This is a genomic window from Seonamhaeicola algicola, from assembly GCF_007997385.1.
Classification (GTDB): Bacteria; Bacteroidota; Bacteroidia; order Flavobacteriales; family Flavobacteriaceae; genus Seonamhaeicola; species Seonamhaeicola algicola.
This window is the reverse complement of sequence record NZ_VOSC01000033.1, coordinates 290113-306356: the sequence shown is the minus strand read 5'-3', so window position 1 is coordinate 306356 and position 16244 is coordinate 290113. Positions and strand designations below refer to the sequence as shown.

General features: G+C 33.5%; 13 protein-coding genes. 11 read left to right on the top strand and 2 right to left on the bottom strand.

What is annotated here, in order from left to right; all coding sequences use genetic code 11:
- Positions 1-58: 58 nt before the first annotated feature.
- Positions 59-1735: a DUF4955 domain-containing protein gene (locus FUA26_RS15050; protein WP_147138000.1), complete on the top strand. Its 1677-nt coding sequence runs from the start codon at positions 59-61 to the stop codon at positions 1733-1735.
- 58 nt (positions 1736-1793) lie between these two features.
- On the top strand, positions 1794-4265 hold the full coding sequence (locus tag FUA26_RS15045) for a glycosyl hydrolase family 95 catalytic domain-containing protein (protein WP_147137998.1): 2472 nt from the start codon (positions 1794-1796) through the stop codon (positions 4263-4265).
- Between the two features lie 2 nt (positions 4266-4267).
- On the opposite strand, the gene FUA26_RS15040 is transcribed toward FUA26_RS15045, so the two are convergent.
- Positions 4268-5290 (bottom strand): LacI family DNA-binding transcriptional regulator, encoded by a 1023-nt coding sequence (locus FUA26_RS15040; protein ID WP_147137995.1) that lies wholly within the window; start codon positions 5288-5290, stop codon positions 4268-4270.
- A gap of 160 nt (positions 5291-5450) precedes the next feature.
- On the opposite strand from FUA26_RS15040, the gene kduI reads away from it, so the two are divergent.
- Both kduI and FUA26_RS15030 read left to right on the top strand, forming a co-directional pair.
- The gene (gene kduI, locus FUA26_RS15035; RefSeq protein WP_147137992.1) at positions 5451-6290 is read left to right on the top strand and encodes a 5-dehydro-4-deoxy-D-glucuronate isomerase; all 840 of its coding nucleotides are present in this window, start codon (positions 5451-5453) and stop codon (positions 6288-6290) included.
- A gap of 18 nt (positions 6291-6308) precedes the next feature.
- Positions 6309-7478 carry a DUF4861 family protein gene (locus FUA26_RS15030; RefSeq protein ID WP_147137989.1) on the top strand — a complete coding sequence of 390 codons (1170 nt, stop codon included), beginning with the start codon at positions 6309-6311 and terminating at the stop codon, positions 7476-7478.
- Here the strand turns inward: FUA26_RS15030 and FUA26_RS15025 are convergent.
- Positions 7468-8466: a LacI family DNA-binding transcriptional regulator gene (locus tag FUA26_RS15025; protein WP_317131289.1), complete on the bottom strand. Its 999-nt coding sequence runs from the start codon at positions 8464-8466 to the stop codon at positions 7468-7470. The genes FUA26_RS15030 and FUA26_RS15025 overlap by 11 nt on opposite strands.
- A gap of 244 nt (positions 8467-8710) precedes the next feature.
- On the opposite strand from FUA26_RS15025, the gene FUA26_RS15020 reads away from it, so the two are divergent.
- From FUA26_RS15020 to FUA26_RS14990, 7 genes are all read left to right on the top strand, one after another.
- On the top strand, positions 8711-9721 hold the full coding sequence (locus FUA26_RS15020; protein ID WP_147137983.1) for a zinc-binding alcohol dehydrogenase family protein: 1011 nt from the start codon (positions 8711-8713) through the stop codon (positions 9719-9721).
- Between the two features lie 18 nt (positions 9722-9739).
- Positions 9740-11392, top strand: coding sequence for a UxaA family hydrolase (locus FUA26_RS15015; RefSeq protein WP_147137980.1), 1653 nt, complete (start codon positions 9740-9742; stop codon positions 11390-11392).
- A 16-nt stretch (positions 11393-11408) separates the two neighbouring features.
- Positions 11409-12845 (top strand): tagaturonate reductase, encoded by a 1437-nt coding sequence (locus FUA26_RS15010; RefSeq protein WP_147137977.1) that lies wholly within the window; start codon positions 11409-11411, stop codon positions 12843-12845.
- A 3-nt stretch (positions 12846-12848) separates the two neighbouring features.
- Positions 12849-13676, top strand: coding sequence for an amidohydrolase family protein (locus tag FUA26_RS15005; protein WP_147137974.1), 828 nt, complete (start codon positions 12849-12851; stop codon positions 13674-13676).
- A 3-nt stretch (positions 13677-13679) separates the two neighbouring features.
- Positions 13680-14471 carry an SDR family oxidoreductase gene (locus FUA26_RS15000; protein WP_147137971.1) on the top strand — a complete coding sequence of 264 codons (792 nt, stop codon included), beginning with the start codon at positions 13680-13682 and terminating at the stop codon, positions 14469-14471.
- A 94-nt stretch (positions 14472-14565) separates the two neighbouring features.
- Positions 14566-15891 (top strand): L-fucose:H+ symporter permease, encoded by a 1326-nt coding sequence (fucP, locus tag FUA26_RS14995; protein ID WP_147137968.1) that lies wholly within the window; start codon positions 14566-14568, stop codon positions 15889-15891.
- Positions 15892-15894: 3 nt separating this feature from the next.
- A complete protein-coding gene (locus tag FUA26_RS14990) occupies positions 15895-16239 on the top strand; it encodes an L-rhamnose mutarotase (protein ID WP_147137966.1) in 345 nt (114 codons plus the stop codon).
- The last annotated feature ends 5 nt before the right edge of the window (positions 16240-16244 follow it).

Here is a 16244-nt window from a genome sequence, read left to right as displayed (position 1 = left end):
GTTAAAACCCTAAAAAAAATAGATATTGCATAACCAAACTTTAAAGCCAATAAGCATTATGAAATTTATATACCCCATAAACTTAATAACTATTCTGTTAATATCTTTTAGTGTGATAAACCAAGCAGTAGCACAAAAAGAGGCTAAGGTTTGGAAGGCTTATAAGAAAGATGTAAAAAAAGGAAAGAAATCTGTTTTAATAGATTATTCTCATGCTGGTTATGCTTTTGGTAATGAAGGCATACCCGAAGTTTCTAAATTAAGTTACAAATATTTTGATATAACTCATTACGGAGCCAAAGCCAATGATACCATTGCTGATGATGATGCAATTCACGCAGCAATACGTGCCGCCGAAAATGCTAAAGGAGGTGTTGTATTTATTCCTAAAGGGCGTTATATAGTTAGTAAAGGGGTTAATTTTAAAGGATTTGAAATTAATCATTCTAATATTGTGATTAAAGGCGAAGGCGCTTGGGCAGGCGGAACAGAAATTTTCATGCAAGATTATATGCGCCATGATAAAACAATTTTTAAATGGATAGGGCCTCATATGTTTACATTTAGGCCCAAGGGCTTAGATTATGATGCATTTTGCTCAACAACCACATCTTCTAGACCCTATAAAATAAAAAGTAAGGTTGTTAAGTTTGCTGCTGAAGGAAGTTATGAGATTGAGGTAGATGATGCCAGTAAATTTAAAAATCAGCCTTATATTATTTTGGTTATGCCATATAACACAGAAAGTATTACAGATTTTTTAGGAAACGTACCAACACGCCCACAATGGGAACGATTAAATAATAAAGGTATTACCGCCAATGAAATTCATAAAATAAAAAGAATTAAGGGGAATACCATTGTTTTTGAACACCCTTTGTTAACTGATGTAAAGCCTGATTATAACTGGTATGTAGCACCGCATCAAGTAATATCAGAATGTGGTTTTGAAGACATTCATGTTATTGGAAATTTTCAAGAACCATTTGTTCATCATAAAAACAAAATTCATGATAGTGGCTGGAAAGGTGTAAATATGGCGCATATAGCTAATGGTTGGGTACGCCGGTGTGTATTTACAAATGTAAATAGTGCTGTAAGAATAACTGGCAGTATATCATGCTCAGTTATTATGAATATAATAGATGGTAACCAAGGACATGGTTCGGTAGAAATGACGTTTGGTACCCGTAATTTTACAGGCTTATGGTTAGATAAAACAAACCTTGGGCAATGGCACGGAATTGATGCCTCGCATATGGCGGCCGGTAATGTAGCATGGAGAATATCGGCACCACAGGGTAGAGGTTTTGATTTGCATTCGGGGTACACCAGAGCTACGTTATACGATTGTTATGAGGCATACAACATGTCTGGTAACGGTGGTAATTATAAAGTGGAGCCACACCACTTAAAAGGTTTTACATTATGGAATTTTAAACAAACAGGGCCTGCCGTTAAAAATTATAATTATTGGTCTTTGAAACCAAAAAGCGAAGCACCAAAAAGCTTGTATTGGGGTTTTGCTATAGCACAACCAGTAGTAGTTGGGTTTCATGGCTCTAAAACTACGTTTGTAGCATCTAGTATTGGTTATAAAGAGAGTTTAGGTAAAAAAGTGTATCCAGAATCGCTGTTTGAAGCACAATTAACATATAGACTTGGTGAAAGACCCACTTGGTTAGATGATGCCTTAAACAACTGGGAAATTTGGAAACAACAAGTATTACAATAATTATGTAAATTTAAAAAGTTTAAAGTACAGTAAAAAACTACTTAATAAACAATTCCTAATGAAAATATCTATAAAAAATTACTGTTTAAGCGCCATAATATTTGTTGTTATTTCTTGCCATAAACAAGTTGAAAATAATCATACAGCCAGTACAAATTTTTCAGATACTGAGGCAACTAGGTGGCAAGATGCGCTTATAAGTGGTAATGGTGAAATGGGTATAATGGTGTATGGAAATACACATAAAGAAAAAATTATTTTTAACCATGAAATGCTTTACGAATATATTGGTACTGAGGCAATAGAGCCACCGGTGGTTGGCGATATTATGCCAAAAATTAAAAAATTAATTAAAGATACTAAATACAAAGAAGCTAAAAACGAAATACTACAACTGGCTAAAAAACGAGGATATCAAGATATTTTATGGACAGATCCATACCATCCGGCATGTGTGTTAAACATAAACCAAGATTTTGTTGGTGAAGTTTCAAAATATAAAAGACTATTAAATTATGAAAATGGTGAAATAACCATACAATGGCTTGCAAACAATATAAAATATACAAGAACATCGTTTGTGTCTAGGCCAAACAATGTAATAGCAACCAAACTTAAAAGTAGTAAATCACAAGCTATTAATGCATCTTTTACACTAGCACATCAAATTGATACAAATCAATCTGAAAAAGCAAAAGAGTCTGGTATTGAGGAAAATGTAAAAATGTTATTTCCAGATAAATGGCAGCAACTTAATAATCCCTTAGTAGAGTTTCCAGAAACAAGTTTAAATGAAAATTGGATAACTTTCCGTAGCAAATATCAACTAGTAGATAGAGGGTATGAAGTTATTATGTGTGTTAAAAATGAAGGCGGTAAGCTATCATCTAATGGTAAAAAAATTTCGGTTAAAAATGCCAATACTATTGAAATTATTGCAAAAGTAATACCCGTTGAGCCTTATTCAAAATCTGTTATTTCAAAGGCAAAAGCAGAAATAAATAATTTGTCTTCTTATGATAATCTTTTAAAATCACACGCCAAAATTCATGGTGAAATGTTTAACCGTATAACATTACATTTAGATAAAACAGGGTTTCATGATGGTTCAAACGAAGCATTAATAAACAATCAAAAATCTGAAACAGACATTAACCCTTATCTTTTAGAAAAAGTTTTTAATATGGGTATTTACGGTTTAATTTCCAGTAGCGGCAAAAACCCACCAAATTTAATGGGTATATGGAATGGTACTTGGAGGCCTAGGTGGTCTGGAGATTTTACACTTGATGCTAATATAAATTTACAAATTGCAGCTGCTAATTTAGCCAACCAGAAAGAAGCTATTTATAGCTACATGTCTTTATTAGAGCGCATTGCACCAGATTGGGAAATAAACGCTAAAAATCTTTTTGGTTGCCGTGGTTATGTCTCTGGAACCAGAACATCTGGAAGACGTAATTTGCATACACACTTTGGTGAGTGGCCAGGGAATTACTGGACAGCAGGAGTTGAGTGGTTGTTATTACCTTGTTTTGAATATTACCAATGTACAGGTGATACACGCTTTATGAAGGAAAGATTGTATCCTATGATGAAAAAAACAGCTTTGTTTTATGAAGATTTTTTAGATACTTATGATGCTAATGGCAATTATTTAATTGGGCCATCATACTCACCAGAAAACAAGGCAATTTTGCCTAATGGTGAAAAAATTGGTGCTGTGGCAAATGCAACCATGGATATTGCAGTTATAAAAGAACTGCTTTCAAATTTAATTACTATTAACAATGAACTGCAGTTAAATGATGAAAAAGTAAACCTTTGGAAAGCTATTCTAAATAAACTACCACCGTATTTAATAAATAACGATGGGGCACTAAAAGAATGGGCAAGAGCAGATTTGGCAGATAATTATAACCATAGGCACATTTCACATTTATATCCTGTTTGGCCTGGTCTAGAAATTTCTCCTGAAAATAAAACACTTTTTAACGCATCTAATATAGCCATTGAAAAGAGAGGGAAAGGTAATGGTAGTGCACATGGTTTAGCACATACCGCATTAATTGCAACCCGATTAAAAAAGGCTAATTTGGTATATGGTAATTTGCTATTTTTAATGAAAAATAATTACCTCTATAATAGTTTGGTAACATCGCACAATCCAGGAATTATTTATAATACAGATGCACTTCATGCTATTCCTGCAGTTGTTTTAGAAATGTTAGTGTTTTCAAAACCTGGTGTTATTGAGTTTTTACCAGCATTATCAAATAAATTTCAAAAAGGGAATATATCAGGTATTTTATGCAGAACACAAGCTAAAATTAAATATTTAGAGTGGAATATGCCACAAAAAACATTACTGGCCAAAGTTGCTAGTGGTAAACAGCAAACAATTACATTTCAATTACAAAAAAAAATAACCCAAGTTAAAGTTAACACTAAAATACATAAAGTAGAAGATAATAATTTTACACTTAATTTTAGTGCAGGTGAAACCAAAACCATAAAAATAACATGGTAGTTTTAAACTTTTTTATGTTGAGAAGATTGCCTAACAATTAATTCAACATCTAAAACCTTTGATGTTTTTTTAAATGATGTATCTTGTATTTGTTGTATTAATAAAGATGCAGCTGTTTTTCCCATTTCAAAATCAGGCTGATTAATAGTTGTAAGTGAAGGCTCAATAACCGATGATATAGGGTCGTTATTAAAACCCACTACAGCTATATCTTTGGGTATATTAACACCTTTGCTTTTTAAATACTGAATTGCAGCAATAGCAGCAGTGTCATTTGATGAATAAATACCATCAATATGCCCCATTTTTATTATTTCTTTAGCAAATACAATACCATCATTCTCTGATAATTTAGACTCTAAACAATAATTTTCATTAAAATTTAAACCATGCTTTTTTAAGGCATCAACATAGCCACGTTTTCGGTTTTTATATAGCGGATTTATTTGTGGCCCCGAAAAATGAACAATATTTTTACAGCCATTTTCTATTAAATGTTCGGTAGCCATAAAGCTGGCTTTGTAATCATCAACACTAATACTAGAGCAATTTTCAATATAGCAAGGTCTATCATAAAAAACAATAGGGCCACCATGGTTTAAGTAGGGCATTAAATGATCAAACGTTTCGGTTTGCATTGATATTGAAATTAAAACACCATCAACTCTATTTGATAATAAAGTTTCCATCAGTTTTTGTTCTTTTTCAAAATCTTCAAAAGATTGGCAAATAATAACATTATAACCGGCTTTTTGTGCCGTTTCTTCAATACCTGAAATAACACTAGAAAAGAAATTACGTGAAATTCTTGGTACTATAACACCAATGGTATTGGTTTTATTGGTTCTTAAGTTTGAAGCTAAAGTGTTGCGTTGGTACCCAAGTTCAGTAGCCTTATCAAGTATTTTTTGCTTTGTTGTTTTTGAAACACGCGTACTATTATTTAAGGCTCTAGAAACCGTAGAACTATCAATGCCTAAAGCTTTAGCTATGTCGTGTATAGTTACTTGTTCACCTTTTTTCATACTTAAAAGCCTAAGTGTTAGGTTAAATAAAAAGAGCCTTTTTTAATAAAGTGGCTAATATATGTAAATAGATGTTTAATATAGTGAATTTTAAAAATACAATCGATTGTATTTTTAAAATAAATTACTAATTTTACAATCATAATCAAACAAAACTAAAATGATAAACAATAGCCAGGTAAGATATGCGACTTCTCCAAGAGAAGTAAAACAAATGGATACAAAAGCACTCAGAGATGAGTTTTTGGTAGAAGACGTTATGACGGTTAATACCATAAAATGGGTGTATTCGCATTATGATAGGTTTATGGTTGCTGGCGTTGTGCCTAAAAACGAAGTAACACTTGAAACTGTAGATGAATTAAAATCTGAGTTTTTTTTAGAACGAAGAGAATTAGGTATTATAAACATTGGCGGAAAAGGAGCCGTAAATGTAGACGGCACTGTTTATGAACTAGAAAACAAAGAAGCACTTTACTTGGGGCAAGGCAATAAAATAGTGGTATTTTCTAGTGCCCATGCTAATACCCCGGCTAAGTTTTATTTAAACTCAACACCTGCGCATAAAGCATTTCCAAATAAAAAAATAGGAATTGAAGATGTTGAGGTAGTTGAACTAGGCGCCAATGAAACAGCAAATGCCAGAACGCTAAGAAAATACATTGTAAATAGCGTTGTTGATGTATGCCAATTACAAATGGGAATGACATCTTTAAAAACAGGTAACGTTTGGAATACAATGCCTGCACACGTGCATGACCGCCGTATGGAGGTGTATTTTTACATTGAAGTTCCTGAAGGGCAATCGGTTTGTCATTTCATGGGGCAGCCTAATGAAACTAGACATATTTGGATGCAAAATGAACAAGCAGTAATATCGCCACCATGGTCTATACACTCTGGGGCAGGAACCAGTAATTATACATTTATTTGGGGAATGGCAGGCGAAAATTTAGATTATTCAGATATGGATATGGCCAATATTTCAGAACTAAGATAACAACTAAAATAAACAGATATGAAAGCTTTAAAGGTATTAACCGTTGCATCTATTTTAAGTATGTTTTTTTCTTGTGAAAAAGATAATAATACAACATTTCAAGTTGAAAACACCCTTGATATAGACCGAAGTTTTGAAACCATAGAGCTTTCAAAATCTGTTTTAAACCTTCAGAATTTAGAAGGCTTAGCAATAAAAAATATTGAAAACAACAATGTTGTAACATCACAATTAGTTGATACAGATGCAGATGGTGTGAACGATTTGTTGCTTTTTCAACCCAAAATAAAGGCAAAACAAACAAATACATATAAAATAGTTAAAGCAACTAAAAATGATAGTGCTGCTGTTATATGCTATTCAAGATTTGTTCCTGAAAGAACTGATGATTATGCCTGGGAAAACAATAAAGTGGCTTTCAGAATTTTTGGCCCAAATGCTCAATACCGATTTGAAAATAATCTGCCAGAACCCACTTTATCTAGCGGAGTTGATGCATGGTTAAAAAAAGTAGAATACCCAATTATAAATAAATGGTATAAAAAATATACTGAAAAAACAGGTAGCTATCATGAAGATACTGGTGAAGGTTTAGATAATTTTCATGTTGGTAAAAGTAGAGGTGTTGGTGGTTTAGCCTATAAAAAAGATAGTATATATTATATTTCAAAAAATTTCATAAAACATAAAACCATCACCACAGGGCCTATAAGAACAAGTTTTTATGTTGAATATGATTTGTGGGGGCCAGAAGGTACACCAATTAAAGAATCTAGAATTATAAGTTTAGATTATGGTAACAATTTATCAAAGTTTGAAGTAAATATTCAAGGTATTGATACAATTTCGGCAGGTTTAACATTACATGAAAATGATGGTGTTGTTACATCAAAAAACGGAGAAACTTGGCTTAACTACTGGCAACCTCATGCCAATGCAGAGTTAGGAACAGCCCTAGTAGCACCGTCAATTTATTATGCTGGTAATGAAAAATACGAAACAGATAAAAAAGATTTAAGCAATGCTTTTATACACTTAAAAGCAGTTAATAATAGTGTGGTTTATTATGCAGGTTTTACATGGAGTAAAAGCAATCAGTTTAAAAACCAACAAGCTTGGGAGCAGTATTTAAGTGCGTTTGCTATAAAAGTAGAAAACCCATTAAAAGTAAAGCTAATTAACAATTAGTTTTATTTGAAGACATTCTAATAATCAATTCAGTATTTAAGGTAATTTTATTTAAAGTTACCTTTTTATTTGGAGCATCAATACGTTTTAAAAATGTTTCGGCAGCCAATTTTCCCATGGCTTCACTATGCTGATTTACCGTTGAAATAGCCGGCGACACAAACGATGTAAAAGGTTCATTACTAAAACCAATTAAAGCAATATCTTCAGGTACGTTTATATTGTTTTCTTGCATTACTTGCAATGCGCCCAAAGCGGCATAATCTCCTGAAGCATACACGGCATCAGGTCTGTCTTTTAACTCTAAAAGCTGTTGCATAATACGTCTGCCATCTTCCAGCCTCAAACTGCTTTCAACTATAAGTTCGTCTTCAATTGGTAAATTATGCTTTTTTAACGCATCTCTATAACCAATTTCACGTTCTTTGTAAATTCTAATATGTTTTGAACCAGCAATATGCGCTATACGTTTGCAGCCTTGGTTAACCAAATGTTCAACTACTTTGTGGCTACTATTATAATCGTCAATACAAATATAATCAACGTTTAAATCATTTTCACCTCTATCAAAAAGCACCAGAGGTGTGCCTTTTTCTTTAATTTTTTCGTAGTATTTTAAATTAGTAGTTTCGTTAGCCATAGAAGCAATAATACCATCAACTTGAGCGCTTAAAAGTGCATCAATACAATCACATTCTTTTTTGTGTGATTCGTTAGATTGTGAAATGATAACATTATAGCCTTTTTCATTTAAAACACCTTCAATATTTTCAACTACCGAAGAAAAGAAATTACTATTATTTCTAGGAATAATAACCCCAACCAAGTTACTTTTGCCTTTACGTAAAGCTGTAGCTAAACGGTTAGGTTGGTAGTTTAGTTTCTTTGCCATTTTGCGCACATCGTCTTTAGTTTTATCACTAATTCTTGGATGATTATTAAGCGCTTTTGAAACTCCCGATGGTGTTAAACCTAAAGCTTCAGCAATATCTTTTATGGTTGTTTTTTTCTTGATTGTAAAATATTTTTATATTTTTGTTCAAACGTTTGAACAAAAATAGTAGTTTTTTTAATATAAACAAAACTACGCATGTAACCTTAAGCCTTGTGTGTTGTAGGTTTTTTGTGTTTTTGTTCTTTTTTGAGGTTACTTTGTTCAATCGTTTGAACTTAATAAGAATTTGAACCGAAAGAGCGTGCTCCATTCGGGCTAATATTATAAACATAAACTAATGAAATACATTGTTTGCGAAAAGCCAGGTGAGTTTCTTTTAAAAGAAAAAGAAGCACCGGTAAGAAAAGAAGGTGAAGCGTTATTGAAAATTAAAAAAGTTGGTATTTGTGGTACAGATTTGCATGCTTATGCAGGAAATCAGGCATTTTTTACATACCCAAGAATTCTAGGGCATGAGTTAGCTTCTGAAGTACTTGAAATTGGTGAAAACGAACGCGGTATTAAAGCAGGCGACAAAGTAGTGGTTATGCCTTACGTTAGCTGTGGAAAATGTATTGCTTGCCGCAACGGAAAAACCAACTGTTGTACAAACATTACAGTTTTGGGTGTGCATGGTGATGGCGGCATGCAAGAACAAATAACAGTGCCTGCAAATATTTTATTACCAGCAAACAATTTAAGTGATGATGAAATGGCTATTGTTGAGCCTTTAGCTATTGGTGCACATTCTATAAGAAGAGCAAATATTAAACCAGGCGAAACTGTAGCAGTTGTTGGTTGCGGACCAATAGGTATTGGTATTATGAAACTTGCCCAAATAGCAGGAGCTAAAGTAATTGCAATTGATATGAATGAGCAGCGTTTACAATACGCTAAAGAAAAAATAGGCGTAGATTATATTGTTAAAGCGGGCGAAAATGCAGTAAAAGAGGTTGAAGATATAACAAACGGCGATTTATGTACGGCGGTTTTTGATGCATCAGGTAACAAATATGCCTTAGAGGCTTGCCCTGATTATATGTCGCATGGTGGTCGTTTTGTATTAGTTGGTTTATCAAAAGGTGAATTAACATATACACACCCAAAAGTACATGCAAAAGAAATGACATTAATGTGCAGTAGAAACGCAACTACCGAAGATTTTGAGCATGTAATTAGCGTGTTAAATCAGTTCCCAACAGAATCATTTATTACACACAATGTGCCATTTACTGAAATGATTGAAAATTTTGATAGTTGGTTAAAGCCAGAAACAGGCGTTATGAAAGCCACAGTAAATTTTAATTAAGAAAGCGAAAAAGAAAAAATGTCAGCAAGTTACGTTCAAATAGACCCAAAAGACAACATTATTGTTGCTATTACACCTTTAGAAAAAGGGTTAAAAACTCAAGTAGCAGGTAAAGAAGTTGTTTTAAAAGAAGATATTAAACAAAAACACAAATACGCTTTAAATAATTTTGAAGTAGGCGACCAAATTTACATGTACGGTGTTTTAATTGGTAAAGCAACAAAGCCAATTCAAGAGGGTTGTGCTATTACTATTGATAATGTTAAACATGCTTCGGCAGCATTTCAAGATACCAAAGAGGCTTACAGTTGGTCTGCACCTGATGTGTCAAAATTTGAAGGCAGAACCTTTAACGGATATCATAGAGAAGATGGTAAAGTAGGTACTGCAAATTATTGGTTAGTAATTCCTTTAACGTTTTGTGAAAACAGAAATGTTGATGTTTTAGAAGGCGCACTTTCTGAAAAATTAGGCTATCAAACTAAAAAAGATTTTGCTGTAAATACAGATGCACTAATAGAGCAATACAAAGCAGGCGCATCAAACGATGCCATTTTAAATACACCGATTATTACTACAAAAGAGGAAATGACTAAAAACAGATTGTTTCCAAATGTAGATGGCATAAAATTTTTAAAACACGATGGTGGTTGCGGTGGTATTCGTCAAGATTCTGAGGTGTTATGCCAATTATTAGCAGGATATATAGCAAACCCAAATGTAGCTGGCGCAACTATTTTTAGTTTAGGCTGCCAAAACGCACAAATTAGCATGTTACAAAATGCTATTAAAGCTATTGCACCAAACAATACAAAACCGGTTCATTATTTAGAGCAACAACAAAGCTCAAGTGAGCGTGCTTTAATTGAAGAAGCCGTAAAGCATACGTTTTTAGGTTTAGTTGAAGCCAATAAATTAGAACGAAAACCAGCACCGTTAAGTAAGCTAGTTTTAGGTTTAGAGTGTGGCGGATCTGATGGTTTTTCAGGCATTTCAGCAAACCCAGCACTTGGTTATGCCTCAGATTTATTAGTCGGTTTAGGTGGGTCACCAGTATTAGCAGAGTTTCCTGAATTGAATGGTGTAGAACAAGAGTTAATCAATAGATGTAAAACCGAAGAAGATGCTAAAAAATTCTCTGGTTTAATGCGTGCTTATTCGGCTGCTGCTGTGGCTGTGGGTTCTGGTTTTGAAAACAATCCATCACCAGGAAACATAAAAGACGGCTTAATTACAGATGCTATGAAATCTGCTGGGGCTGCAAAAAAGGGCGGCACATCGCCAGTAGTTGAGGTGCTAGATTATGCAGAACAAGTAACAAAACCAGGTTTAAATTTATTGTGCACACCAGGTAATGACGTAGAGTCCACCACAGGTTTAGTAGGCTCTGGTTGCAATGTGGTAGTGTTTACCACAGGTTTAGGTACGCCAACAGGTAACCCCGTTGCACCCGTTTTAAAAATGTCTAGTAATACCAATTTATACGAACGTATGAATGATATTATTGATATTAACGCAGGTACAGTAATTACCGGAGAAGATACCATAGAATCTATGGGCGAGAAAATATTAGACCACATTATTAAGGTAGCTAGCGGCGAAGTACCATCAAAAGCGGTACTACATGGTAATAACGATTTTATTCCTTGGAAAAGAGGCGTTTCATTATAAAAAGTAAAGACATAGAATGAATTTATTAAATAGAAATACAGCATCTGTAAATACATATACAGAAAGAATAGTTCAATTTGGAGAAGGTAATTTTTTAAGAGCCTTTGCCAATTGGATGATACACGAAATGAATAAACAAGCTGGTTTTGATGCCGGTGTTGTAGCCGTTCAGCCAATTAATCAAGGTTTAATTAAAATGCTAAACGACCAAGATGGTTTGTACACACTTTACCTTAACGGTATTAAAAACGGTGAAGCTATAAGCGAACATCAAATTGTAGATTGTATTCAGAGAGGTGTTAATCCGTATGAAAATCCTGCCGATTATTTGGCAATTGCTGAAAACCCAGAACTTCGTTTTGTAATTTCAAATACTACAGAAGCGGGTATTGCTTACAATGAAAACGATAAATTAGATGATGCGCCACAATCAAGTTTTCCTGGTAAATTAACAGCGCTTTTATACAAGCGTTTTCAAACATTTGGTGGAGCTTCAGATAAAGGACTAATTATTATTCCTTGTGAATTAATTGATAGAAACGGAGATAACCTAAAGCGCATCATACTTCAATATGCAAATGATTGGAATTTAGGAGCCGAATTTACAGAGTGGATTAATGATGATAACATTTTCTGCAATACATTGGTAGATAGAATTGTGCCAGGGTATCCGCGTGATAAAATGGATAAAATAACCGAAGAATTAGGTTACAAAGATAATTTAGTAGTTGAAGGTGAACAGTTCCATTTATGGGTAATTGAAGGACCCGAAGCTGTAAAAGAAGAAATTCCAGCTGAAGCTTGTGGTTTAAATATTGTATTTACAGATAATATGGAACCATACAGAACACGAAAAGTACGTATTCTTAATGGTGCACACACCAGTTTGGTGCCAGTTGGCTATTTATATGGTATTGATAAAGTGCGTGAATCATTAGAAGATGACGTTGTTGGTGGTTTTTTAAAAGATGCCATTTTTGAAGAAATTTGCCCAACTTTAGATTTGCCTGAAGCAGAACTAAATCAGTTTGCTAATGATGTTATTGATAGATTTAGAAACCCATATTTAGAGCATGCTTTAATTAGTATTTCATTAAATTCTACTTCAAAATATAAAACAAGAGTATTACCATCGGTGTTAGAATATATTAAAAGAAAAGGAGCGCTGCCACAACGTTTACTATTCTCTTTAGCATCATTAATAGCGTTTTATAAAGGTGATAGAAACGGAGAGAGTATTCCGTTAAAAGATGATCAATCTGCTTTAGATTTCTTTAAAACACAATGGGCAACAGGTAACGTTGCTAACGTAGCAAAAGCTACACTACAAAATACTGATTTTTGGGGTGAAGATTTAACACAGTACAACGGGCTTTTAGAAACGGTTACTAAAAACCTTGAAGATATTGTGAATAAAGGCATGAAAGCAACTTTAGAAAATTTTGTAAAGTAAGTAATGGTAATAGATTCGCACCAACATTTCTGGCATTACGAACCTAAAAAGCACGAATGGATTGATGAATCTATGAAAGTGATTCGTCGCGATTTTTTACCATCAGATTTAGAGCAAGTTTATAATGAAAATGGTATTGATGGGTGTGTAGCTGTTCAGGCAGATCAAACATTAACTGAAACCAATTTTTTAATACAACTTGCCAAAGAAAACGCATTTATTAAAGGTGTTGTTGGTTGGGTAGATTTAAGAAATGATGCTATTGAAAGCACTTTAGAAACCTACGCTAACACTAATATTTTAAAGGGGTTTAGGCATGTTGTCCAAGGTGAGCCAGATCATAATTTTCTATTACGTCCAAACTTTTTAAGAGGTATTTCAGTTTTAGAAAAACATAATTATACGTACGATATTTTAATATTTCCGCACCAATTAGGAGCAGCTTTAGAGTTTGTTAAGTGTTTCCCTAATATGCGCTTTGTTATAGATCATATAGCAAAGCCCTATATAAAAGAAGGGTTTTATAATGGTTGGGCAACTTTAATGAAAGAAATAGGCAAACATGATAACGTGTATTGTAAAGTATCTGGTATTGTTACTGAAGCCGATTTTAAAACATGGACACCAGCGCAAATTAAACCATATTTAGAACTGGTTTTTGAAGCCTTTGGGGCAGAAAGAATTATGTTTGGTTCAGATTGGCCTGTGTGTTTGGTAGCCGGAAATTATAAACAAGTAAAAGCATTAATTACAAATTTTATAGCAAATTTAAGTGCTACCGAACAAGCTAAGGTTATGGGGCAAAATGCTATAGAGTTTTATAACTTATAGAATATGGATTTAGGATTAAAAAATAAAGTGGTTGTTGTAACAGGAGCAGCTGGTATTAAAGGAAGCATTGGCGAAACTATTGTACAAGCTTTAGCCAATGAAGGTGCAACACCTGTTATTGTAGATAGAAACGATAGAGGTTTTGGCTATGCCGAAGCATTACAAGCTAAAGGTATTGATAGTGTTTTTATAAAAACAGATTTATCAGATTATACACAAATTGAAGCTGCAGCAAAAAAAATTGAAGAAAAATATGGCAGAGTAGATGCTTTAATTAATAACGTTGGAGTTAATGATGGAGCAGGCTTAGATGCATCAATGGATGACTTTATGTATTCATTAAAGCTAAATATGGTTAGCTTTTTTGCCATGACCAAATTTTGTTTACCAATGATAAAAAAGGTAAAAGGAAACATCTTAAATGTGGGCTCAAAAGTAGCGTTAACCGGCCAAGGAGGCACATCGGGTTACGCAGCAGCTAAAGGTGGCGTTTTAGGTTTAACAAGAGAATGGGCTGTAGATTTAATAAAAGAAGGTATCCGTTCTAACGCCATCATTATTGCCGAAAGTTGGACACCAGCTTATGATGCATGGATTAAAACTTTAGAAAATGGTGAAGAAAAACTAAAATCTATTGTTAAAAAAATTCCTTTAGAAAATAGAATGACAACACCACAAGAAATTGCAGATCAGTGTTTATTTGCTATTTCAGAAAAATCATCACACACCACAGGACAGTTCATCACAGTTGATGGTGGTTACGTACATTTAGACCGATCTTTACTAACCGAATAAAACATTTGTTGTCTAATAAAAGACAAAGAAGCCAAAATATATCTTTTGGCTTCTTTATTTTGCAACAAGTAATTCTAACTAATTAAACTAAAAAATGAATAAACTAAAAAAAATACCAGTTGTTAAAAAGGAGTTGTTGTTTCCTTTTATAATTATAACATCGTTATTTGCCCTTTGGGGAATTGCCAACGATTTAACTAACCCTATGGTATCGGCATTTAAAAAAGTTATGCCAGAGCTATCAAATGTACAAGCATCATTAGTACAATTTGCATTCTATTTTGGGTACTTTTTTATGGCATTACCAGCAGCACTTTTTATTAGAAAATACAGTTATAAATCGGGTATTATTTTAGGGCTGTGTTTATATGCAATTGGAGCGTTTTTGTTTTATCCTGCAGCAGCAAATGAAGAGTTTAACTACTTTTTAATTTCATTATGGGTTATTACTTGTGGTTTGGCTTTTTTAGAAACCACGTCAAATCCATTAATTTTAGCGTTAGGTGATAAAGAAACAGCTACACAACGTTTAAATTTAGCTCAGGCCTTTAACCCAATAGGCTCATTAACAGGAATGATAATAGCGCAGGTTTTTGTAATTGGCGCATTACGTTCAGATGATTATACAGCTGAGGCTTATAACGCATTATCTTCGGAAGAATTAGCTGCTATTAGAGAAAATGATTTGGGCGTTATTAGTGTGCCATATATAGCTTTAGGTGTTTTAGTATTAGTTATTATGGGAATTATTATAGCTACAAAAATGCCTAAAACGGCTGAGGAGGATAAAATGTCTTTGTCTGAATCTTTCAAAAAATTATTTGCTAACAAAAATTATTTACAAGGTGTTTTAAGTCAGGCATTTTACGTGGGTGCACAAATTATGTGTTGGACCTATATTTTTCAATATGTAGATAATTTAAATATTACCAACGGTACTGAGTATACGGCAACATACTTTAACATAGCTGCTATGATTTCATTTTTATGTGGCCGTTGGATTGGTACAGCTTTAATGAAAAAAATAAACCCATCAAGACTATTAATGCTATTTGGTGTTGGTGGTGTTGTAATGTGTGCAGGCGCCATATTATTACCAGGCATTGCAGGGTTACTATCTTTAGTTGGTATTTCAGTATTTATGTCTATTATGTTCCCAACCATTTACGGTATTGCCCTAAAAGATATGGGTGACGAAGCTAAAATTGGTTCTGCTGGATTAGTTATGGCCATTGTTGGTGGGGCTTTAATGCCAGTGGCGCAAGGTGCTATTTTAGATTGGGGTGGTGATGGTTTTGCCGATGTACAAGTATTAGGTTTTATACCAGAGGTTAACTTTTCGTTTATTTTACCTCTAATATGTTTAGCTGTAGTTGCATTATATGGTTACGCTAGTTACAAAAGAAATTTAAAAAACTAAAAAATGAGTACAAAAAGATATTGTTATTCTTGCGATTTAAAGGATAACCCAAAACTAATTGAAGAATATAAAGAATACCATGCAGCAGGTAATGCATGGCCCGAGATTACTAAAAGTATTAAGGATGCTGGTATTGTTGATATGCAGATTTATTTAACAGGTAACCGTATGTTTATGATTATGGAGGTTGATGAAACGTTTAACCCTGCTAAAAAGGCCCAAATGGATGCTAATAACCCTAAGGTGCAAGAATGGGAAAAACTTATGTGGAATTACCAACAAGAACTACCATGGGCTAAACCAGGTGAAAAATGGATTGAACTTGAAAAAGTTTTTCAATTAGTTTAAAAGCT